The 23420-nt window shown below is 65.2% G+C and carries 15 protein-coding genes; 5 read left to right on the forward strand and 10 right to left on the reverse strand.

Going from position 1 to position 23420, the window contains the following annotated elements; all coding sequences use genetic code 11:
- Positions 1–18: 18 nt before the first annotated feature.
- The 6 genes from ACSQ3P_RS05920 to ACSQ3P_RS05945 form a co-directional block, all read right to left on the reverse strand.
- Complete coding sequence (locus ACSQ3P_RS05920; RefSeq protein ID WP_436164655.1) at positions 19–1257, reverse strand: cysteine desulfurase; 1239 nt, start codon at positions 1255–1257, stop codon at positions 19–21.
- 1 nt (position 1258) lies between these two features.
- Positions 1259–1462, reverse strand: a complete 204-nt coding sequence (locus ACSQ3P_RS05925; protein ID WP_436164656.1) for a tautomerase family protein — start codon at positions 1460–1462, stop codon at positions 1259–1261.
- Positions 1462–2811 (reverse strand): SufB/SufD family protein, encoded by a 1350-nt coding sequence (locus ACSQ3P_RS05930; protein WP_436164657.1) that lies wholly within the window; start codon positions 2809–2811, stop codon positions 1462–1464. Before ACSQ3P_RS05930 ends, ACSQ3P_RS05925 begins: the two co-directional genes overlap by 1 nt.
- Positions 2811–3563, reverse strand: a complete 753-nt coding sequence (gene sufC, locus ACSQ3P_RS05935; RefSeq protein WP_310153677.1) for a Fe-S cluster assembly ATPase SufC — start codon at positions 3561–3563, stop codon at positions 2811–2813. Before sufC ends, ACSQ3P_RS05930 begins: the two co-directional genes overlap by 1 nt.
- A gap of 111 nt (positions 3564–3674) precedes the next feature.
- Entirely contained in the window at positions 3675–5147 is a 1473-nt protein-coding gene (sufB, locus tag ACSQ3P_RS05940) for a Fe-S cluster assembly protein SufB (protein WP_436164658.1), read from the reverse strand.
- Positions 5148–5204: 57 nt separating this feature from the next.
- A complete protein-coding gene (locus ACSQ3P_RS05945) occupies positions 5205–6410 on the reverse strand; it encodes a cysteine desulfurase family protein (protein WP_436164659.1) in 1206 nt (401 codons plus the stop codon).
- Between the two features lie 300 nt (positions 6411–6710).
- On the opposite strand from ACSQ3P_RS05945, the gene ACSQ3P_RS05950 reads away from it, so the two are divergent.
- Positions 6711–7391: an alpha/beta hydrolase gene (locus ACSQ3P_RS05950; protein WP_069691513.1), complete on the forward strand. Its 681-nt coding sequence runs from the start codon at positions 6711–6713 to the stop codon at positions 7389–7391.
- Between the two features lie 206 nt (positions 7392–7597).
- On the forward strand, positions 7598–8842 hold the full coding sequence (gene tyrS, locus ACSQ3P_RS05955) for a tyrosine--tRNA ligase (protein ID WP_436164660.1): 1245 nt from the start codon (positions 7598–7600) through the stop codon (positions 8840–8842).
- A gap of 100 nt (positions 8843–8942) precedes the next feature.
- Here tyrS and ACSQ3P_RS05960 read toward each other — a convergent pair whose 3' ends face one another.
- On the reverse strand, positions 8943–12407 hold the full coding sequence (locus ACSQ3P_RS05960; RefSeq protein ID WP_436164661.1) for a hypothetical protein: 3465 nt from the start codon (positions 12405–12407) through the stop codon (positions 8943–8945).
- Positions 12408–12627: 220 nt separating this feature from the next.
- On the opposite strand from ACSQ3P_RS05960, the gene ACSQ3P_RS05965 reads away from it, so the two are divergent.
- Positions 12628–13092 carry a peroxiredoxin gene (locus ACSQ3P_RS05965; protein ID WP_436164662.1) on the forward strand — a complete coding sequence of 155 codons (465 nt, stop codon included), beginning with the start codon at positions 12628–12630 and terminating at the stop codon, positions 13090–13092.
- A 104-nt stretch (positions 13093–13196) separates the two neighbouring features.
- A complete protein-coding gene (locus ACSQ3P_RS05970; protein ID WP_436164663.1) occupies positions 13197–14543 on the forward strand; it encodes a peptidoglycan DD-metalloendopeptidase family protein in 1347 nt (448 codons plus the stop codon).
- Positions 14544–14700: 157 nt separating this feature from the next.
- Here ACSQ3P_RS05970 and prfB read toward each other — a convergent pair.
- From prfB to ACSQ3P_RS05985, 3 genes are all read right to left on the reverse strand, one after another.
- Positions 14701–15829 (reverse strand): peptide chain release factor 2 gene (gene prfB / locus ACSQ3P_RS05975; protein WP_436164664.1). Its coding sequence is split into 2 segments (ribosomal slippage): positions 14701–15759 and positions 15761–15829, totalling 1128 coding nucleotides; the frame shifts between segments, so codons are not numbered across the junction.
- 168 nt (positions 15830–15997) lie between these two features.
- Complete coding sequence (locus ACSQ3P_RS05980) at positions 15998–18445, reverse strand: penicillin-binding protein 1A (protein ID WP_436164665.1); 2448 nt, start codon at positions 18443–18445, stop codon at positions 15998–16000.
- A gap of 168 nt (positions 18446–18613) precedes the next feature.
- Positions 18614–19834 (reverse strand): N-acetylmuramoyl-L-alanine amidase, encoded by a 1221-nt coding sequence (locus ACSQ3P_RS05985; RefSeq protein WP_436164666.1) that lies wholly within the window; start codon positions 19832–19834, stop codon positions 18614–18616.
- 739 nt (positions 19835–20573) lie between these two features.
- On the opposite strand from ACSQ3P_RS05985, the gene ACSQ3P_RS05990 reads away from it, so the two are divergent.
- Positions 20574–23372 carry an Rne/Rng family ribonuclease gene (locus ACSQ3P_RS05990; protein ID WP_436164667.1) on the forward strand — a complete coding sequence of 933 codons (2799 nt, stop codon included), beginning with the start codon at positions 20574–20576 and terminating at the stop codon, positions 23370–23372.
- Positions 23373–23420 lie beyond the last annotated feature (48 nt).

A 23420-nucleotide genomic window follows, 5' to 3' on the forward strand; every position in this document is an offset into this window, starting at 1 on the left:
AGTTCAGGCGAGCGGCCGTCACGCAAACAGCGTTTCGGCCTTCCGCAGGGCTTCGACCAGTTTATCGACTTCCTCGAGCGTGTTGTAGAGCCCGAATGAAGCGCGACAGGTCGATGTCACTCCATATCGGGCCAGAAGCGGCATGGCGCAATGGGTGCCGGCCCGAACCGCGACACCGGCCCGGTCGATCACGGTCGCAACGTCATGGGCATGGGCGCCCTTCATTTCGAAGGCGACGATCGCGCCCTTCTGCTGGGCCTTGCCGAAGATGCGGATCGAGTTCATCTCGCCGAGCCGCTTCATGGCGTAGTCGTTGAGGCTTGCCTCATGCGCCGCGATGTTCTCGCGGCCGAGCGCCATCATGTAATCGAGCGCCGCGCCCAGCCCGACCGCCTCGATGATCGCCGGCGTGCCGGATTCAAAGCGGTGCGGCGGATCGTTATAGGTGATCGCGTCCTCGCTGACGGTGACGATCATCTCGCCACCACCTTCATAGGGCGGCAGCTTCTCCAGCCATTCACGCTTGCCCCAGAGCACGCCGGAGCCCGTCGGCCCATAGGTCTTGTGCCCGGTGAAGCAGTAGAAATCGCAGCCCAGCGCCTGCACATCGACAGGCAGATGCACCGCACCCTGGCTGCCGTCGACGACCAGCGGGATCTTGTAGGCCCGGCAGATCGCCGCGACCTCCGCGATCGGCACGATCGTGCCGATCGCGTTCGACATATGCGTCAGCGAGACCACCTTGGTGCGCGGTGTGATCAGCTTCTCGAACTCCTCGACGAGGAAATTGCCGTCCTCGTCGACCGGAGCCCATTTGATCACGGCGCCTTGCCGCTCGCGCCAATAGTGCCAGGGCACGATGTTGGAATGGTGCTCCAGGATCGAGAGGATGATCTCGTCACCCTCCTGGATCTTCAGATAGCGCCCGAGCGACGATGCGACCGTGTTCAGCGAGCCCGTGGAGGAGCGCGTGAAGATGATCTCCTCCAGATGCGCTGCGTTGAGGAAGCGCCGGACGCTCTCGCGGGCCGCCTCATAGGCTTCGGTCGAGGCGTTGGCGAGGTAGTGCAGGCCGCGATGGACGTTGGCGTAGTCCTCGCGCATCAGCTTCGTCATCGCCTCGATCACGACCTCGGGCTTCTGCGCCGAGGCTGCATTGTCGAGATAGACCAATGGCTTGCCGTAGACTTCTCGCGACAGGATGGTGAAATCCTTGCGGACCGCCTCGACGTCGTAAGGTTTCGCCATCGCGTTCATGTCACGCCTTTCCCGGCTCGCGCGGCTTGTCGACGAGGGCGCCGGCATGGCCCCAGTTCTCGCGCTCGATCTCCTGGATCACGATATGCGTGTTCGCCGGATTCTTGCCGAGCACGCGCACCAGCGTGTCGGTGAACTCCTTGACGATCTCCGCTTTCTGCTCGCGGGTCGTGCCCTTGGTGATCTGGAGATTGATGTAGGGCATCAGACCGTGCTCACCACCGAGGAGGCTTCGCGCAGGGAAAGCCAGGCTTGGATCTCGGCCATGACTAAGGCGCGCAGGCCCTCATCTGCCACGAACTCGACCGCCTCTCCGGCGAAGGCCTGCAGCACCAGCGCCTCGGCCTGCGGCCGCGGCAGGCCGCGCGCCATCAGGTAGAAGAGCTGTTCGCCATCCATCTGCGCGACCGTCGCGCCATGGCCGCAGACCACGTCGTCGGCGAAGATTTCGAGCTCCGGCTTGTTGAACATCGAGGCGCCGTCGTTCAGCAGCAGCGTGTTGCTCTTCATGCCGCCATCGGTCTTCTGCGCATGGGGGCGCACGATGACCTTGCCCTGGAAAACACCGGTGGCCTCGCCGCCGATGATGTTCTTGAACAGCTCGCGGCTGACGCCGTGAGGTACCGCATGGTCCATCACCAAAGTGACGTCGGAATGCTCGGCTCCGCCAAGCAGATTGACGCCCCGCAGACCGATCTCGCTATGTTCGCCGGCATATTTCACGAAATATTGCTGGCGCAGCGTGGCCGCCTTGCAGACCAGCGCAAAGCTCTCGAACTTGGCGTGAGCGCCGACTGTCGCAAGCAGGCTCTGCACCTGGACGGTCTCGGGAACCTGGCGCGTGACGAGGCGCAGATGCTGCACATCGCTCTCGTCGCCGGTCTCGAAAACGATCGCGCAGTTGATCTGGGACGCCTTGGGCCCAGTGCTTTCGCTGACCTCGACGATCGTCGCCTTGACCCCCTTGGCCGCGAGCACGACCGAGCGGTGGAAGATCGCAGTCTCCTCCTCACCGGAAGCCAGCGAGACGATCGCGATCGGCGCGGCAAGCTCCGTGCCTTCGGTGATCTCGACGAAGACGCCGTCGCGCATCAGCGCGGTATTGAGCATCAGGCCGGTATCGCTATCGGCGATGCTCGGCCCCGACAGGATGCGGGCCAGATCCTCGCGGGTCGAGACCAGCGCTTCGGTCAGCGGCTGAACGCTCACACCTTCGGGCAGGCCTTCAAGGGTCGAGAGTTCGGGCGCGAAAGCGCCATCGACCAGCACGAGCCGGACGCCGTCGAACTGCAGCGCCGCGAGCCGGGCGGTGATCGCCGGCGTGACACTGGCAGCGGTCGCCAGCGGCTTCGCCTCGCGCAGCAGACCGCGCAGATCGGTATAGCGCCAGGATTCGAGCCGGCGATGCGGCAGGCCCTTGGCCTCGAAGCCGGCGAAGGCATCCTCGCGCAGCTTGCGCACGGGCAGCGTGCCGGGCAACTCAGCCTTCACATTGGCGAATTGCTGCGACAGCGCCTGCTCGGCCGCCGTCTTCAGCGGGGTGACGATGGCCATCACGCCGCCTCCGCATAGGCCGCATAGCCGCTCTTCTCGAGCTCCAGCGCCAGTTCCTTGCCGCCGGTCTTCACGATGCGGCCCTTCGACATGACATGCACCGTGTCGGGCACGATATGCTCGAGCAGGCGCTGATAATGGGTGATGACGAGGAAGCCGCGGCTCTTGTCGCGGAGCGCGTTCACGCCCTCGGCGACGATGCGCAGCGCGTCGATGTCGAGGCCGGAATCGGTCTCGTCGAGGATGCACATCGAGGGCGAGAGCAGCGCCATCTGCAGGATTTCCATGCGCTTCTTCTCGCCGCCGGAGAAACCGACATTGAGCGGCCGGCGCAGCATGGCCTTGTCGATGCTGAGCGCATCGGCCGCGCTGTTGACGCGCTTGATGAAGTCGGGCGTCAGCAATTCGGCCTCGCCGCGCGCTTTGCGCTGCGCGTTCATCGCAGCCTTCAGGAACGTCATGGTGGCGACACCGGGGATCTCCAGCGGATACTGGAAGGCGAGGAAGATGCCGGCGGCGGCGCGCGCATCGGCCTCCATCTCCAGCACGTTCTCGCCGTTCAGCAGGATCTCGCCGTCGAGGACCTCATAGTCCTCCTTGCCGGCGATGACATAGGAGAGCGTCGATTTGCCGGAGCCGTTGGGCCCCATGATCGCGGCGACCTCGCCGTCATTGACGGTGAGGTTGAGGCCATTGATGATCTGCTTGTCTTCGTCTGCGATCTTGACGACGAGATTGCGAATTTCGAGCATTGTTTCGGTCCGGATTTCCGCCGCGTCATGCTCGGCCCTGTGCCGAGCATCCACGACTTGAACGTGAAAAAGAAAGACGGGATGGTCGGGACAAGCCCGACCATGACGGCATCAGCCGACGGAGCCTTCGAGCGAGATCGTGATCAGCTTTTGCGCCTCGACGGCGAACTCCATCGGGAGTTGCTGCAGCACCTCCTTGACGAAGCCGTTGACGATTAGCGCCACCGCCTCCTCCTCGGAGAGGCCGCGCTGCTGGCAATAGAACAGCTGGTCCTCGCCGATCTTCGAGGTCGTCGCCTCATGCTCGAAGATCGCGGTCGCGGTCTTGGCCTCGATATAGGGGATGGTGTGCGCGCCGCACTGGTCGCCGATCAGCAGCGAGTCGCAATTGGTGAAGTTGCGCGCGCCCGTCGCCTTGCGGTGGGCCGAGACCATGCCGCGATAGGTCGAGTCGGATTTGCCCGCCGCGATGCCCTTGGCAATGATCTTCGAGGTCGTGTTCTTGCCGAGATGGATCATCTTGGTGCCGGAATCGACCTGCTGCGCGCCGTTCGACACGGCAATCGAGTAGAATTCGCCGCGCGAGCCGTCGCCACGCAGGATGCAGGACGGGTATTTCCAGGTGATCGCCGAACCGGTCTCGACCTGCGTCCAGGAGATCTTCGAGTTCTTGCCGCGGCAGTCGCCGCGCTTGGTGACGAAGTTGTAGATGCCACCCTTGCCCTCGGAATCGCCCGGATACCAGTTCTGCACGGTCGAGTATTTGATCTCGGCATCGTCGAGCGCGATCAATTCGACGACCGCCGCATGAAGCTGGTTCTCGTCGCGCTTGGGCGCGGTGCAGCCTTCGAGATAGCTCACATAGGAGCCCTCATCGGCAATGATCAGCGTGCGCTCGAACTGGCCGGTGTTCTGCTCGTTGATCCGGAAATAGGTCGACAATTCCATCGGGCAGCGCACGCCCTTGGGGATGTAGACGAAGGAGCCGTCGGTGAAGACGGCGCAGTTCAGCGTCGCGAAATAATTGTCGGTCACCGGCACGACGGTGGCGAGGTATTTCCGCACCAGCTCGGGATGCTCCTGGATCGCGTCCGAGATCGAGCAGAAGATCACGCCGGCCTCGGCCAGCTCTTTCTTGAAGGTGGTGACGACCGAAATCGAGTCGAACACGGCATCGACCGCAACCCGGTTCTCCGGCGCAACGCCGGCCAGAATTTCCTGCTCGCGCAGCGGGATGCCGAGTTTTTTGTAGGTCTCTAGGATCGCCGGATCGACCTCATCGAGCGACTTCGGATCGGCGCCCTTCTTCGGCGCGGCGTAATAGTAGATGTCCTGATAGTCGATCGGCGGGTACTGCACGCGCGACCAGGCCGGCTCGGTCATCGTCTTCCAGCGGCGGAAGGCGTCGAGCCGCCATTCCAGCATCCATTCCGGCTCGTTCTTGCGCGCCGAGATATAGCGTACCGTGTCCTCGGTCAGGCCCTTGGCGGGCTTGTCCACCTCGATCTCGGTGATGAAACCGTATTTGTATTCGGTCACGTCGATCGACTTGACCTGATCAATGGTCTCTTGGACCGCTGCCATTGCCTACTCTCCAGTCGCGGGTTCAAGGCCCGCCGGTTTGGTCATCTATCGGGACATTCAGGCGGCCGCCTGAACCTCCCGGCCCTTGGTCGCGACCAGTGCTTTCGCATAGGCCGCCAAAAACTGATCGATCTGTGCCTCGCAGGTGGTCCATCCGAGGCTCGCCCGCAAGGCCCCTGCGCTCATGGCAGGGTCGACGCCCATGGCGTCCAGCACATGCGAGCGCTTGACCTTGCCCGACGAGCAGGCCGAGCCGGAAGACAGCGCGACGCCATTCAGGTCGAGCATGATCAGCGCCGTCTCAGCCCGAATTCCGGGCGTAGCGAAGGCGCTGGTGTTGGGCAGGCGCGGCGCAGAGCGGCCGAAAATCAGGGTATCGGGCGCGAGGGCCAGCAGCCCAGCCTCCAGCTTGTCGCGCAAGGCGGAAAGCCGACCGGTCTCCGCCACGATGGCCTTGGCTGCAATCTCCGCCGCCATCCCAAAGCCGACAATGCCGGCGACATTTTCGGTGCCGGCGCGCCAGCCGCGCTCCTGCCCACCACCGCGCATGGGCTTGTCGGCAAGCTCCAGCGCCCCGGTGCGGAAGACGATCGCACCCACGCCCTTCGGTCCGCCGAGCTTATGGGCGGACAGCGTCAGAACATCGACGCCCAACATATTGATATCGATGGCGATCTTGCCGGCGGCCTGGACCGCGTCGCAATGCATCAGCGCCCCGAAATGCCTGGCGATGGCCGCAATCCCGGCAATCGGCTGAAGCACGCCGGTCTCATTATTGGCGAGATGCAGCGAGACCAGCGCTCGCGCGCCCGGCTGCTCCGCGCCGAGCCGTTCCAGCCGCTCGGCGAGCCAATTCTTGTCGGCCAGCCCGTCCGCATCGACAGGGATCGCCTCGGCCGCGCTGGCCGGGAACCGATGCCCGTCGCGAATGCAGGTATGCTCGGTCGCGCCATGGAGCAGCAGCGAAGCCGGCGTCCTCACGCAGTCGCGCCCGCCGCTGCAATCCATCAATCCAGGCGACAGCACGGTCGCATTGGCCTCGGTACCGCCGCTGGTGAAGACGACATTGGCGGCCTTCGCTCCGACCAGCGCGGCGACCTGCGCCCGCGCCTGCTCAATCGCGGCGCGGGCCGCCCTGCCCTCATGATGGACCGATGACGGGTTTCCGGGCAGCATCAGCGCGCACGCCATCGCCTGCGCCACTTCCGGCCGCACCGGCGTGGTCGCATTGTGGTCGAGATAGGCGCGGGTCGCTCCTGTCACGATCTCACTGGCTCCGATCCTGCCTCGCGGAAGACGGTCGGCACGAAATGCTTGAAATTGCACCCATGCGCCGTGCTATAGCCGCCCGTCCGAACCGGCCGTGGCTGGGACGACGGCTGCGCTGAAATGATGCGCTACCCGTCGGTTCCCGTATTGTTCACGGCTGTTAGAACTATTCTAAGCGCTTGATGTAGGGCGCGAGCGGCGGGGTCGTCAAGGGCGACCGGGCATTTTCGGCGGCATTTGCGCGCTGTTTTGCCCGGCGCGCGCGGCCTTGGCCCAACAAAAGGCGAGACGACAATGCCAGAGGTGATTTTCAACGGACCGGCCGGCCGGATCGAGGGCCGTTACCAGCCCGCCAAGAAGCGCGGCGCGCCGCTCGCGATCATCCTGCATCCGCACCCGCAGTTCGGCGGGACGATGAACAACCAGATCGTCTACAACCTGTTCTACACTTTCGTGAACCGGGGCTTTTCGGCGCTGCGCTTCAATTTCCGCGGCGTCGGCCGCAGCCAGGGCCATTTCGACCATGGCGCCGGCGAATTATCGGACGCTGCCGCCGCGCTCGACTGGATGCAGGCGCTGAATCCCGAGGCCAAGAGCTGCTGGATCACCGGCGTCTCCTTCGGCGCCTGGATCGGCATGCAACTCCTGATGCGCCGCCCGGAGATCGAGGGCTTCATGTCGATCGCGGCGATGGCCAACCGCTACGACTTCTCCTTCCTGGCGCCCTGCCCCTCCTCCGGCCTGTTCGTGCATGGCTCGGAAGACCGCGTCGCGCCGGTCAAGGAGGTCATGGCGGTGATCGAGAAGGTGAAGACCCAGAAGGGTATCCTGATCGAACATGCGGTGGTCGAGGGCGCCAACCACTTCTTCGACGGCCGTGTCGACCAACTGATGGAGCAGGTCAGCGCCTATCTCGACCGCAATGTCGGCCCCGAAATCCCGAAGGAAGAGCGCGAGGCGCAGGAGCAGGAGTAATCCTCAGCTCCTACCGCCCCTCGCCGTCATGCTCGCCCTTGTGGCAAGCATCCACGTCTTGAATGCCGCTCTCGACGCATGAAGACGTGGATGGTCAGGACCAAGCCCGACCATGACGGGCGGCCTCGATCGGGCAATGATGGCTCGCCTGTCACGAGACGGTCGCGAGCCATGCCAAACGAACCAGCCAGCCGATTGATCACGCCATGACCAGCTTCAAATCAGACCTTCTCCATGTGCTCTCCGAGCGCGGCTACGTCCACCAGATCTCGGATCCCGAGGGCCTGGACGCTGCTGCGCTCAAAGGGCCGATCAGCGCCTATATCGGTTTCGATGCCACCGCGACCTCGCTGCATGCGGGCTCGCTGATCCAGATCATGATGCTGCACTGGATGCAGGCGACCGGTCACAAGCCGATCGCGCTGATGGGTGGCGGCACCTCGATGGTCGGAGACCCCTCCTTCAAGGAGGAGTCACGCAAGCTGCTGACGGTCGAGGACATCGAGCGCAACCTCACCGGCATCAAGCGCGTCTTCGCCAACTATCTCGATTTCAGTGGCCCGGCGACCATGATGAACAACGCCGACTGGTTGCTCGGGCTGAACTATCTCGAATTCCTGCGCGATGTCGGCCGGCACTTTTCGGTCAACCGCATGCTGTCCTTCGATAGCGTCAAGACAAGGCTGGAGCGCGAGCAATCGCTGTCCTTCCTCGAATTCAACTACATGATTCTGCAGGCCTATGACTTCGTCGAGCTGAACAAGCGCACGGGCTGCATCCTGCAGATGGGGGGCTCCGACCAGTGGGGCAACATCGTCAACGGCATCGACCTCGGGCATCGCATGAGCAATGTCCAGCTCTATGCCCTGACCTCGCCGCTGCTGACGACATCGTCCGGCGGCAAGATGGGCAAGACGGCCTCGGGCGCCGTCTGGCTCAATGCCGAACTCATGGGCGCCTATGATTTCTGGCAGTTCTGGCGCAACACCGAGGATGCCGATGTCGAGCGTTTCCTAAAGCTCTACACCACGATGTCGATGGCCGAGATCGCCCGGCTTGCGGCGCTGGGCGGTGCCGAGATCAACGAGGCCAAGAAGATCCTCGCGACCGAGGTGACAGCCATGCTGCATGGTCGGGAAGCTGCCGATGCGGCGTCCGAGACTGCGCGCAAGACCTTCGAGGATGGGGCGCTTGCAGACGATCTTCCCAGCGTCGCCGTGGCAAGGTCCGAGCTTGAGACCGGTCTCGGCGTGCTGACCGCCTTTGTCAAAGCCGGCCTCGTGCCCTCGACTGGCGAGGCGCGACGGCAGGTCAAGGCGGGCGGCCTTCGGGTCAATGACGCCGCCGTTACGGACGAACGTGCAACGCTGACGCTCTCGGAGCTCTCGGGCGAAGGGGTGATCAAGCTGTCCTTCGGCAGGAAGAAGCACGTCCTGCTGCGGGCGCAGTAACAGATCGGGCAGAAGAGCGGGCGCTGATTTCCGAAGAGGCCGCCGCAACACCAGACACGAGAACGTCGGAGCGGGTCATGCCCGCACCGGCGTTGTGGCCTCAGCGCCCCGGCGCCGGTGCGGCCTGCGGCTGCTGGATCGGCGAGCCGCCGAGCGGATCGACGAAGCGGCGCAGGATGCCGGGCGCGAGCGCCGAGAGCGGGTTGATCGTCATGGTCGGAGCGCTTGCGGCGCCCGATATCCGGAAGTTCACCGCAAACAGCCCGCCATACTGGCTGCCGCCGCCGAGCAATGCGCCGACGACAGGCACCTGGGCGAAGGCATTGTTGAGGGCATAGCCCGGCACGAAAGTGCCAGCGATATCGACCCGATCCCGGCCATAATCGACATTGCCCTGCAGGGTGAAGCCGAGCTGCTGCCCCCAGATCACCATGTCGGACACATCGAACCGGCTGGCCGAGCGGCTGAAGACGGCCCTCAGTTTGGTGAAGGCGACCTCGCTGACGTCGATCCGCAGTGGAGCCGGCGCCGGACCCGCGCCACCCGTTCGATCCCCGGCTGGAGCCGCGCCGGGCTGCTCGCCGACGACCCGACGCAGAGCCGGCTCGTCACGCACGATGAAGTCGCGGAACAGCAATTCGCCGCTCTGGCGCGTGTCGCTCGGCCCCATGCTCAGGATCAAGTCGCCGCCATAGGCCCGCCGATAGAGGTCGGCGAAACGCAACAGCGCGCCACCATTCTCGGACTGGATGACGATCGCGCCCGGCGTATCGCCTTGTCGCCCCTGCTTGGCCGTGACGTCGGCCCGGCCGATCCGGCCCTGGAAGGCGAATGCGCGCATCTCGCCGCCGCGCTTCGACAATTTGAGCGAAGCATTGCTGATCGCCTCGTTGTTGAATCCTGTCAGGATCGGGACGTCGAGGTCGATATCGATATCGCCGCCCTTGGCCGCGTTCTTGTCGCCGCGCGCAGTTGGCCCCGACGTGCTCTGCAGGTCGCGGATGAAGGGGCGCACATCCGCCACCGCGCCGCGAATGACGAGCTTGGTCACATTGCCGTCGCGCTTGGCATCGACCTTGAGGTTGTCGCCCGGCGAGATCTTGAGCTGGGACAGTGTCGCGCTCTCGAAACCGTTCTGCTTGTTCAGTTCGATCCGGCCCTTGATCAGCGCCGGCGCCGCGTCCAGCACGAAATCCTCGAGGTCGGGGCCATTGGCGTCGGCAGCATAGCTGAAGCTCACGCGCCCTGCCCGGCCTGCCGCCTTGTTGAGGCCGGGAATGACGCCATCGAGCGTCGCCTTGGTCAGGTCGATCTCGACGCGCGGTAGCGTGTCGATGCCCTTGCCCAGCGCCTTCGCCACCTTGACCTGAATTGGCCCGCCGATACCGCTCTCCGGTCCCAGCCCGCGCCGCTGTCGCGCCGCACTGTCGAGCAGCAGGGACAAGGTCGCCTCGCCCTTGCCGTGATTGTCCTGTCGAACCTCGATCTGCCCGCGATCGCCGCTGATGCGAGCCTCTCCCTTTATCAGCAAGCCGGCCTTGTCGAAGTTCCAGCTCAGATTGCCGCCTTCGAGCTTTTCGCTGCCGAGCATCACATCAGATGAAATATTGGACAGCGTGCCGACGCTCTGCACCACGATCTCGCTGGGCTTGGGGTCGTCGGCCAATGGCAAGTTGATGACGGTCTTGAGGTCGGTCATGCCCTTGATCGCGGCAGGGTCGAGCGGTCCCGATGAGAAATCCTTCAGGGCCGGGAAGGTGAACAGCGCCATCAGCGCCTCCATCGGCCCCGTCGAGCGGAACGCCACGCGCGCCGGCGCTCGCTGCACCCAGGTCTCGGCTATGCTGAAGCTGCCCTCGCTCAGCATGAGTTGCCTGCCGCTGCCTAGGTCAGCCGCAGCCCTCGCGATCTGAAGCTGCACCGTTCGCCCTGTCGTCTTGCCTGAGACGACGCCGTCGATCAGCGGCGGCAGCCCCGGCCCGGGCAGATAGCGCACCTGGCTAGCCTCGACGGCAACGCTGAGCGCGCCATCGGGTATGCCGGCCCCCCGCAGCAAGCGGACGTGATCCTCGGCCGGCAAATCGAGGTCGACTGCGAGATGACCGACCCGGCCAGCCACGAACTGCCGGGACAACGCGGTATGGACATCGGGCGAGGTCCAGCGCGGCCACAGCGCCAGCACGGCCCGGACATCGGAATCCGTCGCCTTGATCGAGAAGCGTTGCGTCGGCGATTCGCCGGTCTTCTGCACCAGCCCCGTCATATCGGCCGTGATCGCGGGGCCCCTCACCGCCATGGCGTCGATCCGCACCTCGTTCGAGCGCGGATCGAGCAGCAGGTTGGCCTTCAGGCTGTCGATGGCGACAGGCGGCTCCTGATCGACCCCGGGAATCTGGCCGGCGGCGTCCAGATTTAGCCTCCAGGCGCCATTCTCCTCGCGCAGCGTGCCAGCGCCCTTGAGCCGGGTGGCACCGGCGTTCAACTCGCCCATCGACAGCTGGAGCACGGAGAAATCATTCTCGCTCGCGACCTCGATATGGCCCGATTCGACAGCGATCGGTGCCAATGGCCCGCCCGGAAACTGGATGGTGCCCGGCAGCACGTCGAGCCGGGCCGTGATCGCCTTCTGGCCGTTCGGCTTCTGCGTCAGCGTCGCGCGGCCCTTCAGCGGCAGACCCTCGATGGTGATCCCGCCGCTACCGAAGGCGAGCGCCACGACCTCGGCGGGCTCGAAGCGGACGATGTCGATATCGGCGCGCTGCGTACCGTCGGCCTCGCTCGACAGATCGATCGCGAGCTCCTTCCAGCGCTGCCCGGTGCGGCCCTTCGCGCTCAGGCGCGTCGTCCGCTCGCCCGTGCGTGACAGGCTGATCTCGACATCCTCGAAACCGGCGCGTTGGCGCCCGTCAGGGTCGATCAGAGACAGGCGGGCGCCATGCATGCCCGCCGTCTGCAGCGCGCCGAGCAAACCCTCGCCCTGCGCCAGCGTCGCGACCGCTCCCATGATCCCGGTGAAGGCGTTCCACTGGCCAGTATCGGGCAGCGTCGAGGCCGGCTGTGCCTCTGCGGGAGCCGAATCGGCATTGACGATCAGCGCCCCGTTCTTGTCGACGCCGAGGCGGACATTCACGCCGCGCAGATCGACCGAGACCAGCTTGATCTCCCCCAGCAGCAAGGGAAGCGGCTCGTAGCCGAGCACGGCCTCCGGCGCGCGGATGACCGCGCCGCTGGTATGACGAAACGAAACCTGCCTGACGCGCAGCTGCGAGTGGCCGTCGATGCGGCCGAGTTCCGCAGCCGCCGCCTCGACTGTCCAGCCCGCGCCGAGCCTCTCCTCGATCGCGCCGGCGATGCGCCCCTCGAGGCCCGACAGCGGGATCAGGCCCGTGACCAGAAGGGTCACGGCGGCGCCCGCCAGGGTCAGAACGGCTACGATGACTGCGACCGCGATCGTGACCAACCCGGCCTTCGCCCGCTTCTTCACAGCCGCGATGTCGCAGGCCTCCTGCGCGGCGGCGATTGCCTCCGCCGGCGGGGCGCTCCCGTTCGCGTGCTGCTCTTGCAATGCCTGCGTCGTCCTGCGTTCGGAAAAGGCGTTTTCACGGGGGTCGGCCGTCAGCACTCGGACGTCAACGCCCCATTCCGGAGGATGTTTCGGTGTCGCGCCCGAATCGGCATCGATACGATCAAAAACATACTAGCGGCTGCGCCTGCGCGCGCCATATTGAAGCCAAGTGGCGGAGCGCTGCTCTTGCAGACCGAAGGCGACGAAAGGAAGGCGAAACATGGCATTGAAGCAAGGCGACAAGGCCCCCGATTTCACGCTCGCGCGGGATGGCGGCGGCACCCTTTCGCTCGCTGGCCTCAAGGGACGAAAGGTCGTCCTCTACGCTTATCCCAAGGACGATACACCGGGCTGCACCCTGGAGGCGATTGCATTCAACGGCCTGCGCAAGGCTTTCACTGACGCCGGTACGGAGATTGTCGGCATTTCGCCCGATCCGGTGAAGAGCCACGACAAGTTCAAGAAGAAGCACGGCCTCGATTTTGCGCTTGCCGCCGACGAAACGCTGACCGCGCTGCAGGCCTATGGCATCTGGGTCGAGAAGAGCATGTATGGCCGCACCTATATGGGCGTCGAGCGCACGACCTTCCTGATCGACCAGGATGGCAAGATCGCCCGCATCTGGCCCAAGGTGAAGGTCGCCGGCCATGCCGACGAAGTCCTCGCCGCCGCCCAGGCGCTATGACGCGGAACCGACGGGCGCGCCTTCGAAAAACAAGGCAATTTGCGAAAGATTAACCTTAACCAACCCTAATGGCGGGATCGGCAGCGTAACATCCGGTCCCGCGTATGACACAGTCCTTCTCCGCCCCCGCCCTTCCGGTCACCGGGCTCTTCACCCACAAGACCTACACGATGCGCCGCGCGACGGTGTTTGCCGGCCTTGCCTGGCTGACCGTCACCACGGCCTGCAGCGGTGCCGCCGGCTGGTACATTCTCAGCAAGGACGACCTGGCGGCGCGATTGATCACGCGCGAAACCACCCGCCAATACGCCTATGAGGACCGGATCACCGCCCTGCGGGCGGATATCGACCGCCTGGCCAGCCGCGCGCTTCTCGACCAGGACGGCGTCGAGGCCCGCGTCGACGAGCTCGCGACCCGGCAGGCCGAAGTCGAATCGCGCCAGGCGCTCGTCACCGCGCTCGCCGACACGCTCCAGACCGGCGGCATCACCTCAAGCATCAAGGCCCCGCTGCGGCCCCGGATACTCAAGCCGGAGGAGCCGATTCGCGCCTCCGGCATCACCAGCTTCGCGCCGATCATTCCGGCCAAGCCGATGCCGGCGCCGGACACCCCAAGCCTGCGCGGCGCCGAGACCGGCAAGGCGGACGCCAACAGGGTCGATGCCGGCAAGGCCGCTCCCTGGTTGTCGGGAGCCGACGAATCCGAGCCCCAGCCCCCTGCCCAGCGGGTCGCGGCGGCCCTGACACGGCTGGACCGCGCCATCACGACAACTGCAGGCGCGCAGCTTGCCGCGCTGAAGGACATGGATGAGAGCCTGGCCGATTCGCAGAAGCGCATGCGCGGCGCGCTCGCTGAAATCGGCATCGACACCGACAAGATGAACCCGGTCGGCCCCGTGGCGGGTGGCACCGGCGGCCCCTTCGTGCCCTTCAAGGTCGACCCGTCCAAGGGGCCGTTCGAGGCGACGCTGGATGCGCTGCAGCCACGTATCGCCGCGGTTTTCCGCCTGCGCGGCCTCACCGAACAATTGCCGCTTGCTCGCCCCATGGCAGGCGATGCTGATTTCACCTCGAATTACGGCTATCGCGTCGACCCGTTCACGCGCGGCCCGGCGATGCATACCGGCGTCGATTTCCGCGCCGAGGCTGGTTCGCCGATCCGCGCCACCGCACCGGGCAAGGTCATCGTCGCCGAATATAACGGCGGCTACGGCAATATGGTCGAGATCGAGCACAGCAATGGTGTCAGCACGCGCTATGCTCATATGTCGGCGATCCTGGCCTCAGTCGGCCAGGTCGTGACGACGGGCACAGTGATCGGCCGCGTCGGCACCACCGGCCGTTCGACAGGCCCGCATCTGCATTACGAGACCCGAATCAACGAAGAGCCGATGGACCCGACCCGCTTCCTGCGCGCTGGAGCCAAGCTCGCCGGGCGGGCGACGCTTTAGGATTTATCGAGCTGAAGCCAGACGAAAACAAAATGGCCGACCCTGCCGGGCCGGCCATTTTGCTTATTGGGGCGAAGTGGATACCGGCTCGCGTGAAGAAAACGCTTTAAGACAACGACCTAGGCAATTGAACGATCCGCCTGGATCGGAAGTTGCTCTAGTCGATGTCTTCGACCTCGACCTCGGTGCCATAGACCCGCTGCGCCAGCGAGGCTTCCAGGAAGGGGTCGAGCGCGCCGTCGAGCACGTCGCTCGGGGCTGTCGAACTCACCCCGGTGCGCAGATCCTTCACCAGCTGATAGGGCTGCAGCACATAGGAGCGGATCTGGTGGCCCCAGCCGATATCGGTCTTCGAGGCCTGCTCGGCATTGGCCTTGTCTTCGCGCTTCTTCAGCTCGACCTCATAGAGGCGCGCGCGGAGCATGTCCCAGGCCTTGGCCTTGTTCTTGTGCTGCGATCGCTCCTGCTGGCACGAGACCGCGATGCCTGATGGGATATGGGTGATGCGGACAGCCGAATCGGTCGTATTGATGTGCTGGCCGCCCGCGCCCTGCGCCCGGTAGGTGTCAATCCGGCAATCGGATTCGTTGATGTCGATGACGATGCGGTCGTCGACAACAGGATAGACCCAGACTGAGGCGAAGGAGGTCTGGCGCCTCGCATTGGAATCAAACGGCGAGATACGCACGAGCCGGTGCACGCCCGATTCTGTCTTCAGCCAGCCATAGGCGTTGTGCCCCTTGAACTGCAGGGTCGCCGATTTGATGCCCGCGGTGTCGCCGTCTTGGTATTCCAGCGTCTCGACCTTGAGCTTGCGCCGCTCGCCCCAGCGCCGATACATCCGCAGCAGCATCTCGGCCCAGTCCTGGCTTTCGGTGCCGCCCGCGCCGGGATGGATCTCGAGATAGGTGTCGAGCATGTCGGCTTCGCCCGACAGCAGCGTCTCGACCTGCCGGCGCGCCGCCTCGACTTCGACGGCCTTGATCGCACCCTCGCCCTCGGTGATGGAGGCTTCATCCTCCTCCATCTCGCCAAGCTCGATCAGCGTCAGCGCGTCGTCGAGATCACGTTCGAGCTTGACGATGCCGTTGATCTGCTCCTCGAGCGAGGTGCGCTCGCGCATCAGCTTCTGCGCTGCGTCGGCATCGTTCCAGAAATCGGGCCCCTCCGAGAGGGCGTTCAGTTCGGCGAGACGGCGTTGTGCTTGATCCCAGTCAAAGATGCCTCCTCAGCAGTCCAATCGACTGCTTGGCGTTGTCGAGCTGGGTCTGGATTTCAGGACGCATGGGCGTGTCAGAACTTTCGCTGAAGCTTCTTGAAGTGAAGCGCTGAGATAGGGGTGAAAACGCCAGCTGTAAACGCCCAGGGTGTCATGGTCGGCCTCCGGCCGACCCACCTCCCGCACGAAATTCCCGGGCTTGCGCTTGGCTTCGCCCGAGAATGACGTGTCTGGGTCAGTACAATCCGCCGGTCCCGGAGCCGACCGAGCGCCCGCCGCCGGGTGAGACGCTGAGCGGGGTCGAGCCGTCGCCGGCGGCCCCGATGACGGAGTAGCTGTCGGGCGGCGCGGTACCGGGCTTGAATGCCTCCAGGATGCCGCCCTCGCCGCCGGTGCGCATGCCGGTCTTGGGATCGACCCGGATCAGCTTGATGCCGGCAGGCACGCGGAACGGCGTCGCCGGCTTGTCCTTGAGCGCCGACATCATGAAATCGCGGAAGATCGGCGCGGCGTACTGGCCGGCGGTCGCCGAGGTGCCGAGCGATTTCGGCTTGTCGAAGCCCATATAGACGCCGACGGCGAGGTCCGGCGAGAAACCGACGAACCAGACGTCCTTGGCCTCGTTGGTCGTGCCGGTCTTGCCGCCGAGCGGCTTGCCGACGGACTTCACGACCGTCGCCGTACCCGCATTGACCACGCCTTCGAGGATCGAGACCATCTGATAGGCGGTCAGAGGATCGAGAACCTGGTCGCGGTTGTCGACGAGCCGCGGTTCACGCTGATTGTTCCACTTGTCGGCGTCGCAGCCCTCGCAGACGCGCTGGTCGTGCCGGAAGATGGTCGCGCCCCAACGGTCCTGGATGCGGTCGATCAAGGTCGGACGGATGCGCTTGCCGCCATTGACGAGCATGGCGTAGCCCGCGGTCATCCGCATCACCGTGGTCTCACCGGCGCCCAGCGCCATCGAGAGCACCGGCAGCATGTCGTCATAGACACCGAAACGGCGGGCATATTCCGCGATCAGCGGCATGCCGACATCCTTGGCGAGCCTGACGGTCATCAGGTTCTTGGAGAACTGGATGCCATAGCGAAGGGTGTGAGGCCCGGTCGACTTGCCGTCGTAGTTTTCCGGCCGCCACATGCCGAGCCCGCCGCCCTGGTCGATCTCGATGGGGCCGTCGAGCACGATGCTCGACGGCGTATAGCCGTTGTCGAGCGCGGTGGCGTAGACGAAGGGCTTGAACGAGGAGCCAGGCTGGCGCAACGCCTGCGTCGCGCGGTTGAACTCCGACTGGTCATGCGAGAAGCCGCCGACCATGGCGAGCACGCGGCCGGAGAACGGATCCATTACGGTGATGGCGCCGTTGACCTCGGGCAATTGCCGCAGGCGGACCTGGCCCGGCCGGTTGTCGAGGGGCTCGACATAAACGACATCGCCGACCGACACGGCCTGCGACACGCGGGCACGCCGCGTCCATTTGATGCCGTCCGCGCCGAGAGTCACGGTCGTCCGTTCGTTGCGCAGCGCCCCCGAGGTCTCGTTGAGCGGGTGGAGGCCGATGCGAGCCGTGTCGCCGGTGACATCCAAGACGACACCGAGACGCCAGGGCGCGACATCGCCAAGCACTTTCAGCTCGCCGATCGCCAGGCCCCAGTCGCGAGCGCTCAGGTCGATCTTCTGGATCGCGCCGCGCCAGCCGCGCGCCTCGTCGAAGCGCACCAGCCCGTCGACCAGCGCCTTGCGCGCCATCAACTGCATCTTCGGGTCGACGGTCGAGCGCACGGAGAGGCCGCCTTCGAGCAGCTTCTTCTCGCCATAGCGATCCTGCAATTCGCGGCGAATTTCTTCGGCGAAATAACCGGCGGCGATGTTGTTGGGCGAAACCGTGCGCGGATTGACGCCGAGCGGCTGCTTCTTGGCGGTGTCGCCGGCTTCGCGCGTGACGTAGCCGTTCTCGACCATACGATCGATCACATAGTTGCGCCGCTCGATCGCGCGCTCGCGATTGCGGAAGGGGTGCAGGTCGGTCGGCGCCTTGGGCAAGGCGGCCAGATACGCCACCTCCTGCAGGTTCAGTTCATGCACCGACTTGCCGAAATAGTTCAGCGCCGCCGCGCCGATGCCATAGCTGCCTTGCCCCGGAGCCGGCGCGCCGAGATAGATCTCGTTGAGATAGAGTTCGAGGATCTTGTCCTTCGAATAGGTCGCCTCGATGCGCAGCGCGACGAGCGCCTCGCGAATCTTGCGCTCGTAGTTCTGCTCGGAGCCGACGAGGAAGTTCTTCGCGACCTGCTGGGTGATGGTGGAGGCGCCCTGCGGCCTGCGATTCGAGCCACGGCTGCGGAAGTTGGTGATCGCGGCGCGCACGAGCCCTTCGGGATCGACGCCGACATGCTTGTAGAAATTCTTGTCCTCGGCCGAGAGATAGGCCTGGATGACGAGCTTGGGCACGGCCTGGATCGGCATATAGAGCCGGCGCTCGCGCGCAAATTCCGCGATCAGGCTGCCGTCGCCGGCATGGACGCGCGTCATCACCGGCGGCTCATAGTTCCTGAGCTGGGCCGAATCGGGAAGATCCTTCGAGTAATGCCAGACGAGGCCGGCCGCGCCCACGGCGCCAATCACGAAGACGATCGTGCCGGCGGCAAAAAGCCACCCGAAGAGTCGCAGAACAAACCGCATAGGAGGCCCTGGCCCTCACTGTCATGGCTAGCCGGCCCGAAAAACGGGCAGCGTGAATCAATTCTATAGCATAACAGAGATGGCGGAACCGTGGCCTCAGGACCACAATTTTACGCCAAAGCCGCCTGGCTTAGCCATAGCCTCTTGGCTCAGCGAAAGCCTCCTGGCTCAGCGCCGGTTCTCTGCAGCCTTGCCGGCAGGCGGGCGGGCCTGCGCGAAATACCCGTCGACCGCGGCATGCACCGCCGCCACGGCCTGCGTCCGCCAGGCCGCCGAATTGAGCAATTCCGCATCCTTCGGGCTCGACATGTATCCGAGCTCGATCAGCACGGAAGGAACATCAGGCGCACTCAGCACACGGAACCCCGCCGAGCGGAGCGGCACCTTGTGCATCTTCACCGAGCCGCCCAGCGTCGCGACGAGATTGCGCGCGAATACCGAGGAAAATGTCCGCGTCTCGCGCTTGGCCAGATCCATCAGGATGCCGGCGACGTCCTGGGTATCCTCGCTCGAATCGAGGCCCGCGACCGTGTCGGCCTGGTTTTCCTTGGCCGCCAGCCGGGCCGCTTCGGCATCGGTCGCGCGCTCGGAGCCCGTATAAACCGTGGCGCCGCGCACATCCTGCGCCTGCGTCAGCGAATCCGCATGGATCGAGATGAACAGATCTGCCCCCGCCTCCCGCGCGATCTTCACCCGTTCGCCCAGCGGCACGAAGCGATCTTCGTCACGGGTCATCAGGATGCGATAGCGCCCCGACGCCTCCAAGCTCTCCTTCAGCGTCATGCCGAAAGCCAGCACGACCGTCTTTTCCGCAATCGAGGCCACCACCGTGCCGGGGTCGATGCCGCCGTGGCCCGGGTCGATGACCACGACCTGGCGCGTATCTCCGGCAGGCTTGACGATCTCGACCGGCGACATGGCCGCCTCGGGGCGGTTTTTCGAGGCCTCATTCGCTGCCGCCTGGAACTCCACCCGTGAGGAGCGCTTCAGCTCGATCACGAGCTCGCCGAAGCCGCCGCGTCGGTTGCGCATCTCGGCGCGTGCGACGAGAGCGGGCTGCGCCAGGTCGATGATGATGCGCGAGCGTTCGGCCGTGAACAGGCCGAAACGGAAGGCGCTGACGAAGCCCGCGCCATTACGCCCGGTCGCGGGCTGCATCTGGAAATTCACGGACGGCAAATCGACGATAACCCGGTCGGGCGAGGCCATGACCGATGTGCTGACGGAAACAGGCCGCGAAAGCGCCACGGTCAGGCGTATGATCTCTCCAGCCTGTTCGATCCTGGCGTCGGTCGCGACCGGAAAGTCGTTGGCGGGTCCGGGATTGGCGTCGCCGGCGCTTACGCAGACAACGGCAAGCCAGGAGCCGAGAAGCACGCGCGAAAGCAAGCTCGCGCCGCGACGGACAAGGCCGGCGCGAAGGCTGCGGAAAGCTGGGCTGCGAAAGCGGAGCAAAGGGGTAATTGATCCGTGTCTGCGTCACCGACGCTTAACCATAAGGGCGCGGGGCCTTAACAGGGCGTTACCATGCCCGTCGTCGAGCGTGAACCATGCTTACCCGCCTCACTGTTACGATGGCTGGATGATGTGACTTGCAAATCACTGTCACCTGTCTGTAATGGGGACGGTTGCATTGCGAAGCCGCCCATGGTGCGCATCCGGGTCCGAGGATCCGTCGGCGTCCGGGGTCAGGTTTAAGGCGGCCGACCCTTCCGGGTTCGGCCGCAGCAGCGCAACCGCCAACGGATCGTCCGCGGACGGCCGGCGTCAGCCACGAAAGTTCGGCGCCTGGCTAGGTCTCGCGAGCGTGCAAACGCGGCGTGCTTCGTCTTTAGGCGAGTGCGTCGCAGGTCAGGACAGATGTCGGGGCATACGACGCCGCATTTTTCATCGGTGATTCGTCCATACCTGCGGGACTGTGCCGGGGCGTTTGCCCGGCCGGGTTTCCCGAGCCGCTATTCTGTCTCGATCGAACACTTCCCCGTCCCAGACGCCGGCTTGCGCCGGCTTTTGCTCCTGCAACATGCCGGCGTTCGCCGGTCTTCGCGCGGCGCCCCTGCCCGCGGCAGCGGATTCTCATCCGCAGCCCGGCGGGTTTTGATGGCGGCCGCGCCCATGGAAAATTCATATGGCCAACAAGATGCTCATCGACGCCACCCACCCGGAGGAGACCCGGGTCGTGGTGGTTCGCGGATCCCGCGTCGAGGAATTTGATTTCGAGTCCGCCAGCCGCAAACCGCTGCGGGGCAACATCTACCTGGCGAAGGTGACGCGCGTGGAGCCCTCGCTCCAGGCTGCCTTCGTCGAGTATGGCGGCAACCGCCACGGCTTCCTTGCCTTCTCCGAAATCCACCCGGATTACTACCAGATTCCGGTCGCCGACCGTCAGGCGCTGATCGCCGAAGAGGCGCGCGCCGACCGTGAGGAAGAGCGCGACGAGGAGAAGCGTGAAAAGCGCGGCGGCGGTCGCCGCGACCGTGGCCGCCGGGGCGATCGCGACGGGCGCGCCAAGAAGGCGTCCCATGATGAGACCGTCACCTCCGAGATCGAGGCGGACGGCAAGGGCGCAGCGATGGTCAACGAAGGCGGACCTGCCTTCGGCGAGGAATTCGCACCCTCCATCACCGAATCCGCGACCGAGGACGCCATCGAGAATGCGCCGTCGCTGACCTACGAGACGGAAACGGTCGAGACCGCCGCCACGGACCAGGCCGAGCCGGAAGGCGAAGAGGCCCGCAAGCCGGCCGAAGACGAAGAGGACGGCGAAGAGCAGGCTCACGAAGACGGCGAGCATGAGGAGCCCGAGCAGCTCGGTGGCGGCGACGCGCTCGACGACATCTCCGAGCGGCCCCAGCGCCATCATCGCCGCCAGTACAAGATCCAGGAGGTGATCAAGCGCCGCCAGATCATCCTGGTCCAGGTCGTCAAGGAAGAGCGCGGCAACAAGGGCGCGGCGCTCACCACCTATCTCTCGCTCGCCGGCCGCTACTCGGTGCTCATGCCCAATACCGGCAAGGGCGGTGGCATCTCGCGCAAGATCACCAATGCCGAGGATCGCAAGCGCCTGAAGGAAGTCGCCTCCGAGCTCGAGGTTCCGGAGGGGATGGGCATCATCCTGCGCACCGCCGGCGCCTCGCGCACCAAGGTCGAGATCAAGCGCGACTATGAATATCTGATGCGGATGTGGGAGAGCGTGCGCGAATTGACGCTCGCCTCGGTCGCGCCGGCGCTGGTCTATGAGGAGGGCAACCTCGTCAAGCGCTCGATCCGCGACCTCTACAACAAGGACATCGACGAGGTTCACGTCGCCGGCGAGGAGGCCTATCGCGAGGCCAAGGACTTCATGCGCATGCTCATGCCGAGCCATGCCAAGAGCGTGAAGGCCTATCGCGAGCAGACGCCGCTCTTCGCCGGCTTCGGCGTCGAGAGCCAGCTCGACGCGATGTTCTCCAACAATGTTACGCTGAAATCCGGCGGCTACATCGTCATCAACCAGACCGAGGCGCTGGTCGCCATCGACATCAACTCCGGGCGTTCGACCCGCGAGCACAATATCGAGGACACCGCCCTCAAGACCAATCTCGAAGCGGCGGAGGAGATCTCCCGCCAGCTCCGCCTGCGCGACCTGGCCGGCCTCATCGTGATCGATTTCATCGACATGGAGGAGAACCGCAACAATCGTGCCGTCGAGAAGAAGCTGAAGGATTGCCTCAAGGACGACCGCGCCCGCATCCAGGTCGGCCGCATCTCGGCCTTCGGCCTGCTCGAAATGTCACGCCAGCGCATTCGCACCGGCGTGCTCGAGAGCTCGTCCGTGCCCTGCCCGCATTGCGCCGGCGCCGGCATGATGCGCTCTGCGGCCTCCGTCTCGCTGCAGATCCTGCGCGCGCTCGAAGAAAACCTGATCAAGAGCGCCTCGCATAACCTCACCGTCCGTACCCGGCCGGAGGTCGCGCTCTATGTGCTGAATCAGAAGCGCGCCCATCTCACCGATCTGGAAACCCGCTTCGCCATCGCAATCAGCATCACGGTCGACGCAACCCTGCTCGGCACGCGCTATTTCGAGGTCGAGCGCGGCGAGTTCGTTGGCAATGAAGGTCGCATCGTTCCGACCTCCTTCAAGGCCGAGGCGATCCCCGCCGATATCGACGATGACGCACTCGACGCCGCGGCCGAAGCCGAGGCGCTCGGCGCCGAAGACGAAGGCGTCGAAGCCGGCGAGGCCACGACGGCCGCAGCCGCCAATGACGACAAGCCGGACCGTGGCGAAGGCGAAGCGCGCGGCGAAGGCGGTCGCAAGCGCAGGCGTCGTCGCCGGCGGCGGCGTGGCGGCGAGCGTGACGCCAATGGCGTGCGTCTCGACGGCGGCACAGATGCCGAGGGCGACGAGGATGGTCAGGACGACGACGAGGACGGCGATGAGAACGCCGCCGAATCGCAGGAGACCGAGACCGTCGCTGCGGCTCCCGAGGCGGTCGTGACTGAAGCGGCTGCGGAGCCGGACGCCGAGGCGGACGCCAAGCCGCGCCGTGGCCGCCGCGGCGGACGCAAGCCCAAGGCTGACGCCGAGACTCCGGCCGAGGCCGAGGCTCCGGTCGAGGCCGCCAAGGTCGTGGACGCTCCCGAGGTTGTGACCGAGGCCGTCACGGTCGAGGCTGAAGCCGCCCCGGCCGAGAAGCCCAAGCGCAGCCGCGCCCGCAAGAAGGTCGTGCCGATCACGGAAGATGGTGAAGCGGCGCCGGTCGTCGCCGTGACCCCGCCGGCTGAGCCCGTCGCAGCGCCGGTCGCAGCTGCGCCTGTTCCGGAACCAGAGCCCGTCCCCGTTCCTCGCGTAATCGAGGAGCCGGTCGCGGTGGTCCTGACCCCGCCCGACCCGGACCGCCCCAAGCGCGGCGGCTGGTGGAACAAGCTGGCCGGCAGGAACTGAACACACAAAAGGCCGCTGCGGGACACCGCAGCGGCCTTTTCCATGGGA

The organism is Allobosea sp. LjRoot9 (assembly GCF_964252745.1).
Classification (GTDB): domain Bacteria; phylum Pseudomonadota; class Alphaproteobacteria; order Rhizobiales; family Beijerinckiaceae; genus Allobosea.